Origin of the sequence: Oculatella sp. FACHB-28 (assembly GCF_014696015.1) — a bacterium.
Taxonomy (GTDB): domain Bacteria; phylum Cyanobacteriota; class Cyanobacteriia; order Elainellales; family Elainellaceae; genus JAAUTN01.
Genome location: NZ_JACJPJ010000021.1, coordinates 1 through 17,273 on the forward strand (window position 1 = coordinate 1; position 17,273 = coordinate 17,273).

At 41.7% G+C, this 17,273-nt stretch carries 13 protein-coding genes and 5 pseudogenes; 6 read left to right on the plus strand and 12 right to left on the minus strand.

The genetic code is table 11. The annotated features are described in order from the left end of the window. Positions 1-421: 421 nt before the first annotated feature. From H6F88_RS00915 to H6F88_RS00925, 3 genes are all read right to left on the minus strand, one after another. Complete coding sequence (locus H6F88_RS00915) at positions 422-919, minus strand: SLATT domain-containing protein (protein WP_190640878.1); 498 nt, start codon at positions 917-919, stop codon at positions 422-424. 803 nt (positions 920-1,722) lie between these two features. Next, a complete protein-coding gene (locus H6F88_RS00920) occupies positions 1,723-2,157 on the minus strand; it encodes an ASCH domain-containing protein (RefSeq protein ID WP_190640879.1) in 435 nt (144 codons plus the stop codon). Continuing rightward, entirely contained in the window at positions 2,130-3,602 is a 1,473-nt protein-coding gene (locus tag H6F88_RS00925) for a GNAT family N-acetyltransferase (protein WP_190640880.1), read from the minus strand. Before H6F88_RS00925 ends, H6F88_RS00920 begins: the two co-directional genes overlap by 28 nt. A gap of 721 nt (positions 3,603-4,323) precedes the next feature. On the opposite strand from H6F88_RS00925, the gene H6F88_RS00930 reads away from it, so the two are divergent. Next, entirely contained in the window at positions 4,324-4,554 is a 231-nt protein-coding gene (locus H6F88_RS00930; RefSeq protein ID WP_190640881.1) for an excalibur calcium-binding domain-containing protein, read from the plus strand. Between the two features lie 225 nt (positions 4,555-4,779). On the opposite strand, the pseudogene H6F88_RS00935 reads toward H6F88_RS00930, so the two are convergent. After that, positions 4,780-5,031 (minus strand): annotated as a pseudogene (locus tag H6F88_RS00935) (transposase); the annotation flags it as partial. 149 nt (positions 5,032-5,180) lie between these two features. Between H6F88_RS00935 and H6F88_RS00940 the strand changes: the two are divergent. After that, positions 5,181-5,492: pseudogene (locus tag H6F88_RS00940) on the plus strand (DDE-type integrase/transposase/recombinase); the annotation flags it as partial. On the opposite strand, the pseudogene H6F88_RS33785 reads toward H6F88_RS00940, so the two are convergent. The 7 genes and pseudogenes from H6F88_RS33785 to H6F88_RS32535 form a co-directional block, all read right to left on the minus strand. Next, a pseudogene (locus H6F88_RS33785) lies at positions 5,461-5,631 on the minus strand (DDE-type integrase/transposase/recombinase); the annotation flags it as partial. The pseudogenes H6F88_RS00940 and H6F88_RS33785 sit on opposite strands and share 32 nt — an antisense overlap. Before the next feature lie 37 nt (positions 5,632-5,668). Continuing rightward, positions 5,669-6,310: a DUF4360 domain-containing protein gene (locus tag H6F88_RS00950; RefSeq protein ID WP_190640884.1), complete on the minus strand. Its 642-nt coding sequence runs from the start codon at positions 6,308-6,310 to the stop codon at positions 5,669-5,671. Positions 6,311-6,646: 336 nt separating this feature from the next. After that, positions 6,647-7,015: pseudogene (locus H6F88_RS00955) on the minus strand (integrase core domain-containing protein); the annotation flags it as partial. 542 nt (positions 7,016-7,557) lie between these two features. Then, a complete protein-coding gene (locus tag H6F88_RS00960) occupies positions 7,558-8,397 on the minus strand; it encodes an HNH endonuclease (RefSeq protein WP_190640886.1) in 840 nt (279 codons plus the stop codon). A gap of 162 nt (positions 8,398-8,559) precedes the next feature. Beyond that, positions 8,560-9,393, minus strand: a complete 834-nt coding sequence (locus H6F88_RS00965; RefSeq protein WP_190640887.1) for a hypothetical protein — start codon at positions 9,391-9,393, stop codon at positions 8,560-8,562. A gap of 248 nt (positions 9,394-9,641) precedes the next feature. After that, entirely contained in the window at positions 9,642-10,778 is a 1,137-nt protein-coding gene (locus H6F88_RS00970; protein WP_190640888.1) for a hypothetical protein, read from the minus strand. Positions 10,779-11,463: 685 nt separating this feature from the next. Beyond that, the gene (locus H6F88_RS32535; RefSeq protein WP_206756415.1) at positions 11,464-11,634 is read right to left on the minus strand and encodes an FAD-dependent oxidoreductase; all 171 of its coding nucleotides are present in this window, start codon (positions 11,632-11,634) and stop codon (positions 11,464-11,466) included. Between the two features lie 770 nt (positions 11,635-12,404). Between H6F88_RS32535 and H6F88_RS00980 the strand changes: the two genes are divergently transcribed. The 4 genes from H6F88_RS00980 to H6F88_RS33790 all read left to right on the plus strand — a co-directional run bounded on the left by H6F88_RS00980 (position 12,405) and on the right by H6F88_RS33790 (position 16,383). After that, complete coding sequence (locus H6F88_RS00980; RefSeq protein ID WP_190640889.1) at positions 12,405-13,907, plus strand: SPFH domain-containing protein; 1,503 nt, start codon at positions 12,405-12,407, stop codon at positions 13,905-13,907. A 79-nt stretch (positions 13,908-13,986) separates the two neighbouring features. Continuing rightward, the gene (locus H6F88_RS00985; protein WP_190640890.1) at positions 13,987-14,628 is read left to right on the plus strand and encodes a hypothetical protein; all 642 of its coding nucleotides are present in this window, start codon (positions 13,987-13,989) and stop codon (positions 14,626-14,628) included. After that, positions 14,625-16,070, plus strand: coding sequence for a transglycosylase SLT domain-containing protein (locus H6F88_RS00990; protein ID WP_190640891.1), 1,446 nt, complete (start codon positions 14,625-14,627; stop codon positions 16,068-16,070). Before H6F88_RS00985 ends, H6F88_RS00990 begins: the two co-directional genes overlap by 4 nt. A gap of 181 nt (positions 16,071-16,251) precedes the next feature. Further along, on the plus strand, positions 16,252-16,383 hold the full coding sequence (locus H6F88_RS33790; RefSeq protein WP_277882127.1) for a hypothetical protein: 132 nt from the start codon (positions 16,252-16,254) through the stop codon (positions 16,381-16,383). Positions 16,384-16,490: 107 nt separating this feature from the next. Here H6F88_RS33790 and H6F88_RS00995 read toward each other — a convergent pair. Further along, positions 16,491-17,202, minus strand: a pseudogene (locus H6F88_RS00995) (IS6 family transposase). Between the last annotated feature and the right edge of the window lie 71 nt (positions 17,203-17,273).

Genomic DNA, 17,273 nt, shown 5'->3' on the forward strand with positions numbered 1-17,273 from the left:
GAGTACGAAGCTTTTTACTCAAACTACAGTTTTGCAATTGATCAATATAACATCCGTGTTAAGCAAGCTAATTCTATTTCACAGAGAATAGGAAACATCACGTATGCTGTACCTATTCCTGGAGTAGGAATTAGAGGTAATTAAGAAGATTGAGTAGTCTTCAAGTAGAACATCTTTGGCGATCGTTTCTTATACTGGCGATCGCTTTTCTGTAGAAATTGTCGTACCTGATTGTTGAAGCAATAGGAGCAGCAAACGACACAATCAATAAGAACTTTGCTTAAAGCTTGTTTAGTTCTCAATAGCTAGCGTTGTTTGGAGAAACGTGAGAGGAGAGCAATCGTTCATCAACTCAGCGAACTAACCTCTTCGTTCTAAAGGAATACTGCTAGGATAAATGGTAAAAGTAGTACTAACAAACTCAAGTCTGTTTCTGCTTTCCACGTATTACTTCTGCTTCCATCGCTCCACCGCGGTAAGCCCAATCAGGAACAGCAGGACTTGCATCTCTTAAATCATAAAATTGCTCTAGAAGTGCGTCGAATTTCGGTGCTAGCTCTTGCATCGTTACCGCATCGTCAAAGGCATTAATTCTCAACATTTTTATTCTCTTGTATAAACGTTCAAAGTCATGGCTAGCTTTTAAGTGGGACTTGGCTCGATCCGATGGATTTAAGAAAGTTGACACTGCTGCCAATATGGCGGCAATAATTGATAATATCCCTGCAATCAAGTTGCTATTATCAAAACTTGATAAAGCAGAAGCACCCGCTAACGCAGCAAAAGTAGTATTTGGCATTCCTAAATACAGATGCACATTCCCCCAGGCAATAGCAGTATCGTAATGTCCCTTTGCTAAAATCAGAGCGTAAAGCTCATTCTCTTCAATTTCCCTCAAAACAAGAGCTTTGTTGTCCATACTCTATTCATTCTATGCTCGTTTAGATGATCTCACAGTATAGGCTATCTATATAGGTGTTTTAATTGAGTAAATGCAAGTGACCTTTGCAAGCCCACTAACAACCTTGGTTAATAATTTCAGCAGCATTAGTAGTCTGCTTAATGAACAAAGCCTATTTCTCGTTTTGCCTGTCGAGTACACCATCTATCATTTGAAAATCGCTTCCGTCACCCAAGCCTTTTAGACGAGTTTCAGGTTCATTAAACCGTATTTCTATTTGACTTTCATTTACTGTTTGGCAGCTTGATATCCTCCTATCAAGCTTTGTAAGGCTTTAATTAACCCAGCAACACTCACCTTGGTATTTGTCACGGTTAAATCCTGTGTAGATTCCTGTAGGAATTGCAGCTAATAGGGACAAAATGCCATTGATAAACTCCCATTTACTGCTAGATAAGGTAGTCCTACTGAAAAATGTAAATTCTGTTATTGGCGGCAAGACAATTCCACTACCTATACAGATAGATCTATGTGGATAAGCAAATGATTTGGCGCAATTAGTAAATGAATGGCGTAAACCCCTGACCTTACGCTATCAAACGTTTCGAGCTTCAAGAGTAGGAGATTGATGCTCCTTGACTTGATCTGTTTAAAGATCTAAAAGCCTCAAATAATAGTGGCTCCAAAAGTCTAAAGTGCGTGCAACTGATTTGCTAATTGCGCAAGTTTTACTACTCAGCCACAACAGCATTGGCTTGAACTGAACTGAGCAGGGTGGATTTCGATCTGTCTTTATGGATTAAAACTGATCCATACTAAAGCTAAAAAAGATTCTGATTTAGTCTGATTGAGTTAAACAGATTTTTGTCTAAATACATGTAACTTTGTGGAGCAATTAGTGATGTTGAAATGCAATCTAACGAGAGAAAATTATTGAGTTGATAAACCCTACCCACTTCTATAGCAAACCCTTTATCAAGATCATTGTAGTAATTCTGATAAACCTGATGCTCAATACCCCCAACATCACTATAGAGTTGCCATAACTCTTCTGGATTTGCAACTTGAATTCTTTTGACTTCAAAATATCCAACTACTTTTTTAATTGGGGTGGTTGCATAGATAACGACGTAGGAAACATGAAATGCAAAACTTGTTCTGCGAAATTCTACCTTTTTTTTACCTTCCAGAATTAATCGTGCAAACTTTGGATGGATTGACATTAATACTATGTTGTTATCTGCTCTTTTAACCATATTGCTGATTCGGAAGACAAGCTAATGATAGATTGTGGGGCTTTCTTGATAATTCTTTCTTCTAGTAGTTTTTTTAGTAAAATCGGTTCAGTAGTAGAGAAAGATAAGCGAAAAAGAATTACAAGTACTTTACCTCTATTGCACAAGCTCTCAATTTCAGGATAAGTGTAAACAGTTCTTTTACCAACAGAACGCGCAATTTCGTCAGAATTGTCAGAAACAATTACATTTTCAACTACTCCACATGTAGTAATACCACTATACTTTCCTGATCGGTAAAAAAATACGACATCTCCAGAAGAAATCTGTCTTATTTTCGCATGACATAAATAAGCTTTACGAATTCCATTTCCAAAGGGGTGCTGTCCTGGTAAAAATTCTAATTGTGCTTCTGCCTCCGGAAGAAGAATTTGATGATATCTGGGGACAATTGGGATCAAAAATGCATTTGTTCCACCAAATTTAACCTGTTTAGGTCCAAACTTAATATTGAACTCCAAGGGAGTTAAAGATTTGTAGTCTGTGTTTGAAAACTTTAGTACTTTGAGAAGCACAGATTCACCTCTATCCGATGTACATAGAACCTTAAAACCAAAGTTCTCCAAAAGATTTAAAAGTTCAACTTGCTTTTCAAATGTTGTGATATAGATTGACGATTGTTGGTTCTGATCTGCGTAATCAAAAACTGCTTTCAGCAACAGTTCACCAAAACGATAGCCACGGCAATTCTCAGCAATTTTAAAACTACATATCTTTAAACTCGGTATTGGTATTTCCTCGTACTCCGGATGGTCATTAGGTTTGATGATACAAATTCCGCCAATGCTACCAGTCTCAGTTGCAATCGTCCAAACGGGGCGATGTTGCAGCTTACATTTTCTGAACCATTCATTGAACTCTGGGTAGTCCAATCGAAAAGAGTCAAAGATAGGCTCTTCTATGTCTAGTTCGTGAGCATAACGACTATGAACAGCAGGAGGTGGAATTGGTGTAACTGGAAAGAGCGCTCGGACGATTGAAATAGCTTCATCAGGTGTTGCAACTCTCATTTCCAACCCTAATCGAGCTGCCTTTTTCCTTAGTCCTATATCGCTTGTTACTAAGTAATCAACTGCATCTGCATCTACAGCAGACAAAAGCATCAAGTCGATCCGGTCATGTTTGTTAAGGTTGTCGATTGTAAAGGCAGATTGAATTCTTTTTGTTACTGTTGGAGGGTTAGGTAGTAATGGGTATTTATCGAGCAGAATTTTCCGCATTGCCCACCGTTGCTTATTCTTATCCCCACTTAGCTCGAATTTAGATGCATCATGAATGTAAAACTCTTGCTTGCCTTCGCTTAAACGTCGCAGGAGTTCGGTAATTAATGGTGTATCAGTTTCAATATTTTCTAATGAGGTTGGTTCTGCGGGAATGATGATGTTGGTATCTAAAAGGAATTTCACTGCTTTAAATTCAGTAAGTTGTAGTGTAAAGCACTATGGATCTAGGCTAACGATAGCTTTTGAGTTTGAAAATGTGCTGAGGCTTCTACCTATTCAGTACGCTTCCCCTCAAAAGGCTGTTGTTCTACTTCTGTGACTTGTTTTCCTGTCTATATAGACATTACTTGCCATGATCTTGATCAAGGTTGCGCAGTTGGTGTAAATTCTAACTCTGCAAAGCTCCTCAAAGGTCTTCTAGAGATACGCTTGGGTTAAACGAAGCTCTGTATTAATCAAAAAATTTGGAAGCACTACGAGTAGATCTGAAACACACGTACTACAACACTTTAGATAGCGTTTTGAAATTTTTTGCGGCAGTACACTCCATGACAGACTGCATCTGGTCAGGAGTAAGGTTGCTCTCTTCCTTTCCATAGCTGCTGATCGTCGGATTCCCAGGAGTGCTTCTGAGCAGTACTGCGATAGACTAACCTGGACTCTCTGTAGAATGCCATTCACAAAAAACAAGGGAACAGTAACGCTCTAGAATTCCCAGGTTTGTTTCCTCAATCCTGCCTCTTGTTGTCATTGGGAATTGAGGCAAAGGAAGAGGAGAGCGATCGCCTTCCTCCTCCGATTAGCTCTGCCATATTGGGTTGCATTATTACCGCGTATCCCACCGTTGTTTAGAGCTCTCTAGTTCTGGGCACGCTAAACGCTGAAAGTTAGGGTTTAGAAAGAGATGAAGAATTTTTTGTATGCGTTACTCGCGTTCACCGTTAGTCTAGTGCTGCTATTTGCTCAACCTAGCAGGGCACAGCAGAACTGTGATCCGAGTTACCCAGATGTTTGCATTGCTCCTGCTCCACCGGATCTCGATTGTGCCGATGTCAGTGCCACCAACTTTAGAGTGTTGCAACCTGACCCCCACAAGTTTGATAGAGATAAAGACGGCATTGGCTGTGAAGCCTAAACGCAGTGGGTTGGGAAATCAAAAGGATTGAACGACAATTCCTGTCACCCTGGTTGAAGAGGCTAGGCAAACCCTCTACCAATCCAAGCCCTTCTGCTGGGGGATCGCGGCTGTGGATCAGTCTCCCTTCAGCGCCTCAGCTTTCGCGCATTCTCCCGAGTGACAGAACCAATCCTACGGCAGGTACTGGGCATCCTAGCGGTAGTCAAACGGGCTGCCGACCCTACGTACAGCATCTGCTGTTTGTCGGTCTGTTAATCCCTCAAGGTACTGCAAAAGGGTTGCTAGAGCTAATCTCACAGGCGAGATGGCAGGTTGCCCTCGATCTGGGTAAAGGATATTGAAGTGTTGATCACTAAAAAATTCGTGCAAGGTCGCTGCCATCTTGACACACAAGTTGCCAGTTGGGAAAATAGCATGAGCAACCTTAGCAGTTTCTGGGGGCACAACGTATTGCGCCTGTGGATGTAGTGACATTAAGCGAATTCCCTGATGTTACTGACTTTCAGATAACTTAAGCGATTCTTGGTGAGACGGCTTCATTCGTTAAGCAATGTTTCGCCAGCAGTATCAAAAGCTGAGAAGAGCCCCAGGAGCTTGACATTTAATACACGCAAGCACCGCGAGTCATCAATGTGGACAAGAATGCCGCGTACCTGGTGGCAATGGATGCGCTCAAAGCAGAGGAGACGATTGAAAAAGAGACTCAATTGAGGCAGAACAAATATTTGAACAACATCGTTGAGCAGGATCATCGTCAGATCAAGCGAATTGTGAAACCGATGATGGGGTTCCAGTCATTCAATAGTGCGAGGAGAACCTTGAGCGGAATTGAGGCGATGAATATGATTAGAAAAGGGCAAGTGAAAGGAGTTAAACAAGGGGATAGCGTATCTCAAGTAAGATTTATTGAATCAATCTTTGGAATTGTTGCATAAAGCAACGTGAATGATGTGGATCATTCGTTATTGAAAATTCTTTCGACAGAACCCTTGCCGCTGCCTTGCTATCCCATTTCGCGCTCAGCATAAAGTCCAAGGTATTGCCTCGGGAATCCACTGCTCGGTACAGATACTTCGGCTTTGATTTGCATGTATTTCAGCTCAATGCCTACTTAGAGCCCACATGTCTCTTCGGAAAATGTCAATGCAAAGGCATCAACCATTGCTGAACCAACTCCATTGACTGTTGATTCTAGCGAAATATTGACAACAATAGGTAATGTATAGTCAGATTGACTTGTTTTCATACAGATGCTTTGTTTCAATAAGTTAGGCAGTTGCTCATCAAGAGGCATTTCAATGAGCACTTCGCTTACACCATCTGGACGTATGTCGTCTATTCTCAGCTGACGACTAATAACAGGCCGCACAACATCTTCAAGAAAAACTTGAGCTTCTACAACTGCTTTACCATTTGCTGTACTAAGGAGATTATGTCCATTAGTTACACTCCCTTTTATATCAAAAACAGTTCTTCCTTGAGGCACAAGCAACTTTGCATTAATCTTACAATTACGCTTTGTTGATTTTGACTCAGCCTTGATTGAGAATTGTTTAAATATGAAACTAATACCGCCCCCAGACGCCACATTAAGAAAATTCATTCCTTCAGGACACCCTCTTCCTGTAGCATCTACGATTTCCGTTTCTAATTCAGATGCTAGAACGGAGCTAGAGATAGTGCTGAAGCTTATAAGAGAAAGTAGTAAGCAGCACAAGAATGTACGTAAAATTTTTTGCAGAAATGAAGACATTTTACTAAAAGTTGAATTCTACAGTGATGGTAATGGCGACAAAGACGGTAATAGTAATGGGCTGCCACTTGCTTGTTCAATGGGCGGTAACTTCAGTTTTTCTAGTTCCTCAATTACGGCTGTTACTTGCGCAGTTCTAGCACCTCTAACGTTGTCAGAAACTTTTATATATTGCTCAAAAGCAAACTCACGAGATTTGGAGTGTTCAATCTAGTAGGGATAGCTTCCCCGCGGCAGAGCGGCGAAGAAGACAAACTGAAGTGACTCTTGGATTCGGACAGAAAATAGAAGACTTTAAGGAAGTGTTTCTTTTATATCACATTCTTCTTTTGTTGTTCATTCCATCTCTTTATCATATTCATCCGGTATTAGATAATTCAATGATGAATGTACTCTCTTCTTCATATACACATTCCCAAAAAACTGCTCAATCTGTTCATACGATTCTGTAAAATTCCGATACTCCAAAAAGTCAACTTCTTCCTCTTTGATCGTTCTCATTAATCGCTCTGCATATCCGCTCTGCCATGCCTGTTTGACCTCTGCCATACTCAATTTGACGCCGTGCTGTTGCAGCAATCTCACATACTCGTTTGCCGTATACTGCATCCCCTGATCTGTATGATAAATTTCCGGTCGTCCCCTCGCCAACCCCTTGTTCAATACGGTTATCTTTAAGCTCACATCCATGCTCCTTGCCAAATGCTACGCATTAGTCGTATCTTTCTTAACAGACGTGGGAAGAGCTAGAACCGAAGCATAGTGCGCGTTAGAGGTTATGAGTGAATCGAGAGCTATTAGGAGAGGAGTGACTATAGCAATGAAACTCAATGGAAGAGATAAAGAAGTCCAACAGAGATCGAAGAAGAGAGAAGAAGAGCAACGATCGCCTTTTTCAAGGGTTGATGAAGCTATAAGCGTTGGTGTGTAGGTTTTGAGGCAATTGGCTGAGGTAATCGCAAAGAAATGCAAAAACTTGGAAAGAGAACGACACAAAAGTGAAATAGAAGTTAATGACAACACCAAAAACTGTACAGTCTCGATTTATTTTGTCCATGTACATCTTTCATAATGGCTTTTAATTGCTTCTGTGTTTGGTCTATCAGCTATATTATCAGGAACCATTAGTTCTTCTCGCTCAAAATCTTCATATTGTGTCCCCATTAATTCAGGTGAAATTAAAACCTTCATACTACTTGGATTGATAGTAATTAGTTTTAGATCAAATAGAGTATGTAGATCAGCTCTTAATAGTATCCATTAGAAGTATTATTAGTCTGTATGCCGTTATATGGGATGATATGTGCTGCTTCTAAAGCTTGCTCCACATCACAACCTGAAATAGCACATTTTCCTTTATAAGCTGTTATAAGCTCTTGGCGAAACTGGGATTGCCCTTGACGGCGAACTATCGATGCTAACACTCGCTCTTTTGCATCTTCTAAGGTGCTAACTTCAACAAAATCCTGGTCATATTTTTGCCGAACTCCAATTAATTGGATAACTTCTGAAGCTCGATAATGGAGAACTAATTGTTCTACTTTTTCACGAAACTCTACAGTAGTTTTTTCTGGGCTCCGAGCGTACCAAACATTTGATTGCCCTATCCCATTTTTACCTCTGGGGACTTGTAAAGTTCTTTTATCAATAGGCAAGCATACACAATCTTTTTCTTTTGCTGAAACCCAATAGCCAAATTGAGATTTAGAATCTCTAAAACTTCTATCGGAATTAACAGGTGCGTGCTGATAAGTGCGGTAGACTGTTGAGTTTTCGTACCAACCTATAACCCAGCAGGTACCGCCTTTTTCTGGATGACTTGCTAGCCAAACAGATAAAACGTTGTCAACTGAATTTTGCTTAGATGCATCCAAGTTGTCAATATTAATTGATCGACTAAAGTAGTCACCTGCACCACTAGGTTGAACATAACCGTACATATGTCCATTGAACGGCAGGAAGTTGAAAATTTCATAGCCGTATTCGTTCTCGTTGGGAAACTTACCACCCTTCTGAAGAGAGTCCCTACCAGTAACTCCCTGATAGTAATCCATCCAACCAATATTGAAGAAAATTACTTTTTTCACATTTAATAAATAGCAGATAGCAATTAGTTGGTTTATGCACCTTCAGCGTAATAAAAGACAAGGAGATTAATGCTCTAAAGTAGAGTTAATTAAAGCTTTGTAACTCCACAAGTTGTGAAAGAGAATAAAGCCAATGATTCAAATCATGGGTTATCAATACTCCTATCCCATAAACTGAGCAGCAGGTACTTGCTCAGTTACAAGAAGGTGAGAAGCAATCAGATCATTCTCCAATTCCAAGCGTTGATGGAGATGCCAGTCCTGATTAAGTACCCAAGAGCATTCCAGAGGTTCTGCAGAGGTAAATACTTCCCCTTGCTTATCTTGTTTTTCAGGAGGTTTTGATGCCTTCTTGAGATGAATGTTTAACCTTGCTTTTACAAGCCCCTGACCAATATAGACTAATCCAGTTTGATGAGCACTCTGAAGGCGATATAGCCCGTACTTATCCGCTGGAAGCTGTTGCACCACTGTTGATAAAGGCTGCCACTGCGACCATTGATGACCACACCAATTTAAGGAGCGCGGATCATCCACTAAGCTTCCAACGGGAGGCATACTGGGAAGATGGTTCGCTTCCGTTCGGTTGGTTAAACCACCTCGAAACCGCTTTCCTGCGTCTACCAACCTTTTGTTATTGGAGGACGAGATGGAATAGCCCTCTAAAATCCTGCCAAAGTTTACGTTTGGCGATCGCCCTTCCTGCTGGCGATACAAACTAGTCGCCAAGGCTTCTAGACCTTTGCGCCATGAAGTGTCTCCTTGCAGAGGTAAAACCGACACTTCAAACATACAGTTGAGATGATGACGCAGTGCCCAAAGTGCGGGAGCAGCCGTATGTGGGTCACGGTACGGCATTACATCTGCGTAAACTCCTTTCAACATCCCTAGCCGTTTTCTCAAGGTCATTGTGCCTGAACCGGTCTGCCCGATGTAGTCTAAGTCTGACCTACCGCAACGACGAATTCGGTAAAGCCCTGGCTTTGATAGAATCAAAGAACCGCGCCAGCAGCCCTCTAATGGTTGCCAGTTAGACCAAGCGAATAAAAGATCAGTTGAAAGCATTAGAAGCCGTCAGAGCGAGAAGATGGGGATTGAAAGACCGTTACTGTCTATTGAATGAGAACTGATTGTCTAATATCGCAATTGCCCCTTCATAAGGAGATTTTATAGGTTAAACGGTTTCTACTAGAATTCCCAAATTAATCACAGAGCTGTACCTTAAACAGGAGTTCCTACCGTTCCTATATAGCATTCAAACCACTTTGCTGTTCGCTGAGGGCAGAGCAAAGGACCTCAAGCAAACGATCGCTCCACTGGCTCCATTCCTGGATGGGAATAGAAGATGAATATTGAGTGTCACTAAACTCATGCGGTAGCCCTGCATCTTTTAATTTCCTACAAAAAATATCTCGAAAGGCAATCGCTTCTGAAGAATCGGATAGCCAACTAAGTTTGAGATCAAGAGTCCCAATCGATAAAACCGTAATAGGGGAACGGTTGCTAATGCCTCTAAATTTAGGATTGAAGGAACCGTAGGTTTGACCGGTTCCCCAATCGATTTTTGCAGCGCACTCGTTCCTACAAAAATCCAGAACTTTACGAAGAACCTCTACTTGTGAAGACTCAAGGTGCTGAGCCGCATCTTCAAAAAACGTGCTTTCATTCCATATCTTTCGAGGAGTGGTAGCAACAGATCCTGGCTGTTTGATGATTTGTGCTACGCTTGTTTGACCAATCAATCGAGGGATATGAGTACTCAGACCCCCTCCACTGTACCGGCGGATTTCTAAGGCAAGAACTTCAGTTGGGTTCATCCGCTCGTTGAGAAATTCAACAATCCGTTGAAGCTCTGAGGGAATCCAGTCAGCAGCAAAAATAAGACGAATCTTCCCACTCCGTAAGTTCAATTGTGCAGTTTGCCAAAAATGTTCTGGTGTTTGAGCTCCACCTAAGAAATCAGCAAGGATTTGATCAGCCTCGTACCCTTGTCGCTGGGTCGTTTCAATGAAACGGCTTTGAATGATGTCACTAGACCAGTAAAGACTAGCATTGGCAGCATAGTCTAGCATCTGCCCAACAACCTCCCGACGCAGCCGCGTATCACTCTTACGCTTGACCTCAACTAAGGTGGGAATTGCATCTTGGTCAAGAAACAGGTGATCCAGCGACCAGCGATCGCCTCCGCCTTCTTCTGAAGGAATCGCTGCTTCGCGGGAGATAAACAGCCAGCGACGGGGACTGGTGCGATTTATTTGTTCTCCAGCGAGAAGATCAGGGAAGTCTGTAAGCAACTGCTGGAAGTCTTCTTCACAACTATACTCATCGGGTTCCATACGAATCAATTGTTGTCCGTTTTGAACGAAGATCGCTTCACTCATGGTTCTTATCCGTATGGAACTGTGGTTAATAACTTTTAATTGTTTTTCTAGGCACTATTGGCTTCTCCTTTTCCACAGGAATTGCCCAATAGTGTCTTTCTATTTACAGGTGCGGTTTGCACTCTAAATGGCAATGAGCGATCTCATCGATGCAAGGTGACAACCCGCCAAGGGCATCGTCATTACCCGTCATCTGCATTGTCGCTTAACATAAGTTTTTGCGACACAACCCAAAGTTGTTCATCGGACTACCCCGAACTTTCCCTTGGTTGATTAACAGAAGTGAGATCGCAGACCATGCAAAGCTTTCATTACTGGTCTTGCAAAATACCGGCTTCCAAGCCTCAGCTAGTGTTCCAAGTCTAGAGTTTACTTTGGTACTTCCAAAATTTTTCAAAGATATTAACTTTTTAGTTAATCAGAAGCTGAAGAGACAACGGAACTTACGTAATCTTGTTAATATGTGAAACAAAATTTAACGTAGCTCAATTTCAATACTGAGAATCAAGCTTTTTCCTTTTTAGGTAACGGCATTTCTAAAAATCTCTAGAAGTCCTTTGAGTACCCAGTTCTGACTAATTCTTCTATCAAAACTGACTTTTATCAGACCTTTACCAGACCTTCCCTAGATGTCAAATTAGATACTGTACAGCTAATCTAAATTCATCAAAACAATAATGGTTGCTTAACGGGGCGCTTGACTACAAAGTAAGAATGAACCGGGTGCTAAATGTCCTCCGTTTCGTCCAGTTGCACCTTCCGCTAGTCCTCGCCCCTCCAACAACACCGTCTCAACGCCGAGTTGTCCTAACCAGTATGCAGCACTCACACCAGAGATCCCTCCACCAATCACCACTACTTCCGAAGAGAACAGTAGTTGGAAGGTACTTTGAACGTTCCGATTAGCTGAGTTTGAAAGCCAGAAGGAATCAGATATGGGTTGGGGACCTTCATTATCAATGACTTCGGTATAACTGTTTCAAGAGGTGCAATCAGGATAGCTGTAATTTGGTGCCACAAAAGCTAAGAAGGACTGATTCTACGTGCCTCCTCGCTGGAATTTGCATAGAAAATAGCTAATTCTAGAAATCTGACTAAGCAAAGGCTTCAAGAGTTGGTGGCACCAAAAAACATTTATCCTGATTACACCCGGTAGAAGCGTTGCCTACCTCCTGGACGAAATGAGTATCTGTAGGAGTCCTCTCGGCAAGCTCTAATCCGGTTTTGTTAACTTTTAAGTGTTTTAACTGACACCAATAGACTTTATGCGATTTTAGATACATCAATTTGAACTCCATGCATCCCCCTTTGGGAATAAAAACGGGAAAATTGAAATGCTAGATTGTTCTGCAGTCTAAACCTTGATCGCTCTGAAGAGCAATGTGCCTCAAAGCAGCTACTTATCCCAAATTGTTGAGCAATAGTCAGTTTCTGTTTCGTGGGCTTGTACAGCAATCACAAGGAGATAATCGTGCCAAGTAGTTCTGTTATGACCATCAGCTTTGGAACCAATGCCCATACACAAGGCGTTATGTCCTTCTCTCTATAACTTACTAATTTTGTTGCTATAGCTACCCAACTTATAACTACTGTAATGCTACCAACTAGCTCTACGAAAAAATGGTAATGGAAACTAATCAAATTAAATTTTTCAATGTGGCGCAGTTTACTTCGGATTCTTCCTCTCAACAGCAACATGAGAATTCTCCTTTAGTCCCAATAGCATTGACTGCGGGGATCACTTTAGTGATCACTTTTGTGATCACTTTAATTCTGTTTAAGCTCTTTCCTAGAAAAGGCCAGTTCATAAAAGCTTTTCAAGCATTACGTTCAAGAGAACCAATTCAAGAAGTTGATATCAATCAAGAATTTGCTGTCGATATAGAAGTCTCTAATATTCGCACTCTAGATAATCTACGATCTAATGTGCAAGCAACTATTTATGTCTTTATTAAAGATAGACATAAAGCTAAAGAATTTTTGTTTGGGGGTCGTGTTTCAGCAGTAGCTGTTGAGAAAGCGGTAAAAAAGCGCGCAGCGTCTGTGATTCGAGGAGAGGCTAGTAAAGCAGAAACACTAAATGAACTCTATAGAAATAGATCAGATATTGGTGATGAAGCTAAAAAGCAGCTAGAAAAATTAGAGGCTTTAGGTATTTTAGGTTTGAAGGTTAGAGATATCGTCATTGGTGAAATTGATGAAAGTTCTGAATATGTAGCCAATAATTATTTTGATGCTCAGGCAATTCCATATCGAACAAAGATCATTCAAGATGCAACTATTAAAGCTCGAGAAGAAGAAGTGACTGCAGGAAAAAAAATACAGGAGCTTGAGCTGGATGCTGGTAAAGACATGCGAATAAAAGAATTGGAGATAAGTGACTCTTTGGAAAGGATCGAAAAAAGGAAGATCGAAATTGAAAAAGGAAAAATTAATCACGAACTAGAGCTTGAACTATACAGACACAATAAAGAAAAAGAATTACAAAATGAACTAGAAATCGCTGAATTATTGCAGAGAGAAATTATTGAAACCAAAGAGTTGGAAATCAAAAAAAAGATAGAGTCCTTCAGAAATCAAGTTCATCAAGAAATAGAAACAGCTGAGATCAAAGCCACAATCTCAATTATCCAGGAAGAAGAAAGAAGATTAAAACAAGAGATTGAGCGTGCCAAAACAGAAGAAAGCCTTACTACAGCGATTGAAGAAGCCAAAGCTTTACGTGAACAACTAAAGGCAAAAATAGCTGCTGATTCAGTCGAGAACGAAGCAAAAGTTATCGAACGTTTAGCAAATGCAGATAGTATGCGCTACAAGTTGATACCAGCTACCCATGCTGACCGCACAGTGCATTTGATCCGAGAGATACTCCCTGAGTTACCCAAATTTATTGAAATTGCTCAAGCATTAGCTCCCCAAGCTGGAATTCTAGGAGATTCCAATATCTACAATTTTCCGAATGGCAATGTAGAAGATATTAACAAGCTAATGCTTTCTGCAAGCAGTATGTTGTTTATTCAATCCCTGCTAGATGGAAAGTTAGGACATTCATTGTTTGAGCTTGTTCATTCTTTGAGAAATGATGATAGGGGCAAAGGAGAGGATTCTTCTGAAGGTGAAAGCCCGTGATAGAGCATTTTACTAATGGTTGGTAATTAAGATTGAACTGAAGTAGGTAGCAAATTTTAGAGTGTATTTTGGGGGAGGAATGGCATTATTCGACGATCTGGCAGAAATTGGCGTACCACTCCTAGGGGCGGTAATAGGTGGTCCCCCCGGTCTCGCCGCTGGGGTAATAGGCTTGATTACCAATGCCTTAGGCATTGAAAGTAATTCAACAATGAAAGAAATCGCTAGAAATATCCAAACAAATCCGGAGGCAGTCATTAAGCTCAGGGAGTTGGAGGACAATTATCAGCAATATCTCATTAGCGTCAGGCTGCAGATGGATCAAGCTGAGTATGCCGACAGAGCCAACGCTCGCTCCCGTGAAGTAGAGATTACCAAAGCGACGGGTAAGAGAGATTGGTATCCTCCTTTCCTTAGTACATTTGTCGTTTTTGCTTTCACATTGTTACTTTGCACGATGGTATTTTACCAGCCTGAAGAAGAAAGAGATGACAATACCAATAGCCTTATCAATATACTAATTGGTACTCTAACAGCAGGGTTTAGTACCGTACTCGGCTACTATTTTGGTTCGTCATCTGGTAGCCGCACCAAAGACGAAACTATTTCTCAGCTTTCTTCTGATGTGACTGAATCTATAAGTACTCCACCGCAGGAAGTTAATTTACTGCAGCTGCCTTCTCCTTCTCCTTCTCCTCGCAGTAGCTGGAGGGATCTATGACAGATAGTGGATTTAACATGGATTTGGCTATTGAACAGGGCTGCGACTTAGCACAAAGGTTTATAGACCAACTGCGTAAGAATAAACAGAAGGATATGAGCGATGTGCGTTTGCTTGATGCCTTTCTTCGTCAGATTCCCATCCCTCCAAAACCAGACCGGCCAAGAGGAGCACTGCCTCTAAAGGGCTTGGGACTAGGAGTTGTTCAACCAGATTTAGACAATCCAACTAATCCCATTGAACCACCGCCCATACGCACTCAATCAAATGGGAACAGGTCAGCTAGTTCGGGAAGCTTAGTTATCCTCACTGATCGTTGGGATCTTGCCCTAGATAAAGCACCAACTACAGGTGCTTCAAATACAACTGCCAGAAATCAGATTGGGATGGCAGGAGGAATTGCTGCTTCAAATAAAATGGCTGAGATGGATTGGGTTAGAGTCCAGCCTATTATAGAACGCTTCTATTTAGCAGCCGTCAAATATAATGTGCCTCCAGCTCTTCTCGCTGCTATTGCTAGTCGAGAATCTCATGTTGGAAGCGCGCTAGATCGTAATGGCTTGGGAGATAGGGGTAATGCTTTTGGCATTATGCAGGTGGATAAACGTTATCATTCGCAAGCTGGAGTCAACAGCGATCCAGCAAATCAAATACATATCAATCAGGGTGCCGAAATCTTTGATACTAAGCGCAAAGAAGTTATACAAAAGCATCGCGGTTGGGAGGATGAGTTCATTCTTAAAGGAGCGACAGCTGCCTACAACTTTGGATCATCAAACGTTCAAACTAGAATAGGTATCGATCGCGGCACAGCTGGGAACGATTACGGTTCAGATGTTATTGCCCGAGCTAAATGGTATTCAAAGCGGATGAAGAGCTTAGCCGAGTGTAAAGAGGATCTGGCTACGCAACCTGAAGAAGACAAGCCTAGAACAGAATTGCCAGTTAATTCTGCTATAACTATTAGATTTGGACAAAATGCACAAGCAGAAAATCTTACTTCTTTTTCCCGAAAGGTGTTGGAAGATATTTTGCAAACAGCAAACTTAAGTAGTGCATTAATTTCAAGTACTTCCAGAACACCTGCAGAACAAGCCCGAGTCATGTTTAACAATCTTGAAAATCTTGGAGTTGCATCTCAGAAGAGGTTGTACGGAGCAGCTGGGGATCAGGTAATTGATGTTTATGTACAATCCAAAGCTGCTCGTAGGAGTCCTACACAGATTAAAGCGGATATGGAGGCAAAGATAATTGCTATAGGTCCAACAAGGGTATCTCGTCACGCTTCAGATCCAAGAATACTGAATGTATTTGACGTGGCTCCGTCATCAATTTCTAACCATACAGCTTTTAAAAGAGCTGTATTAGCAGATAGTCGAGTTTCGAAATTCTTGACTCCCCCAGATGATCCTGCCTATCATCTCGAGATACCACAGCCATAACTGGCAAGCTGTGTAAGGTAATGGGGGTGTAATCAGGATAAGTGTTTTTTGGGGCAAAGGTAGCTTCGCTACCTTTCAGTGCCACGTGACGGCTAAAAGCTATATCCTGCAGGAATTCTAGAAAATTTTTGTAATTTTGCCTCAACATACGCTTATGTAAATCTGGTTCACAACAGACTCTATGGCTGCTCCAATTCATCTTGTTTTGACTCAGGGAGAAGACCGCACCTTGAGCGAGTTGCGGATTGCTGCAACAGTACCGCAACGGACGCGAGACCGAGCTCATATGATCCGACTCAATGCTCAAGGATAGACCGTTCCTGCCATTGCCGAGATCTTTGAGTGTCACGAGCAGACGGTTCGAGCGGTTGTGTCGCAAAAACTTCTGAGTGACGAACGAACTGTGTCGTTTGCATATCTCTAAGCAGCAATTCCAAAGATCGCTTCGATAAATTTCACTCCAGACACACTATCCCCTTGTTCGACTCCTTTCACTTGTCCCTTTCTAATCATGTTCATTGCTTCAAGTCCTCTCAAGGTTTTTCTCGCACTGTTGAATGATTTGAAACCCATCATGGGTTTGGTCATTCGCTTAATATTTCTGTGGTCTTGCTCAACTACATTGTTCAAGTATTTCACCTGCCGTAACTCCGTTGTTTGAACTAGTGTCTCATCTCCTTTCAGCGTTTCTATTGCTACTGGGTAAGCAGTGTTCTTGTCCACATTAATCAGCTCGTGGAGCCCTAGTGTGCTGAGCCTTGAGCACTTTACGAAAAAAGCGCGCCGCTGCCTTGCTATCTCGCTTCACACTCAATATGAAGTCCAGCGTGTTGCCTCCTGAATCCACCGCTCGATACAAATACCTCCACGCTCCACGAATTTTGATGTACGTCTCGTCTACCCGCCATGAATCAGTCGTAGGATTCAGATGAGGTCGAACCCGCTTGTCCAATTCTGGGGCATACCTCAACACCCAACGGTTAATCGTCGAATGATCCACTTCTACCCCTCGCTCTGCCATCATCTCCTTTAAGTTTCGGTAGCTCAAGGGATAGCGACAATACCAGCGCACGTTCAGCAGGATGATTTCGGGCAAAAAGTGCCGCCACTTAAACAGAGCAGTAGTAGACATCGGAGGGCAAGGAGGGAAGTTTGAGCCTGCTTACTTTACCATTGGCTGTTTTTTGCGACACAACCTTACTT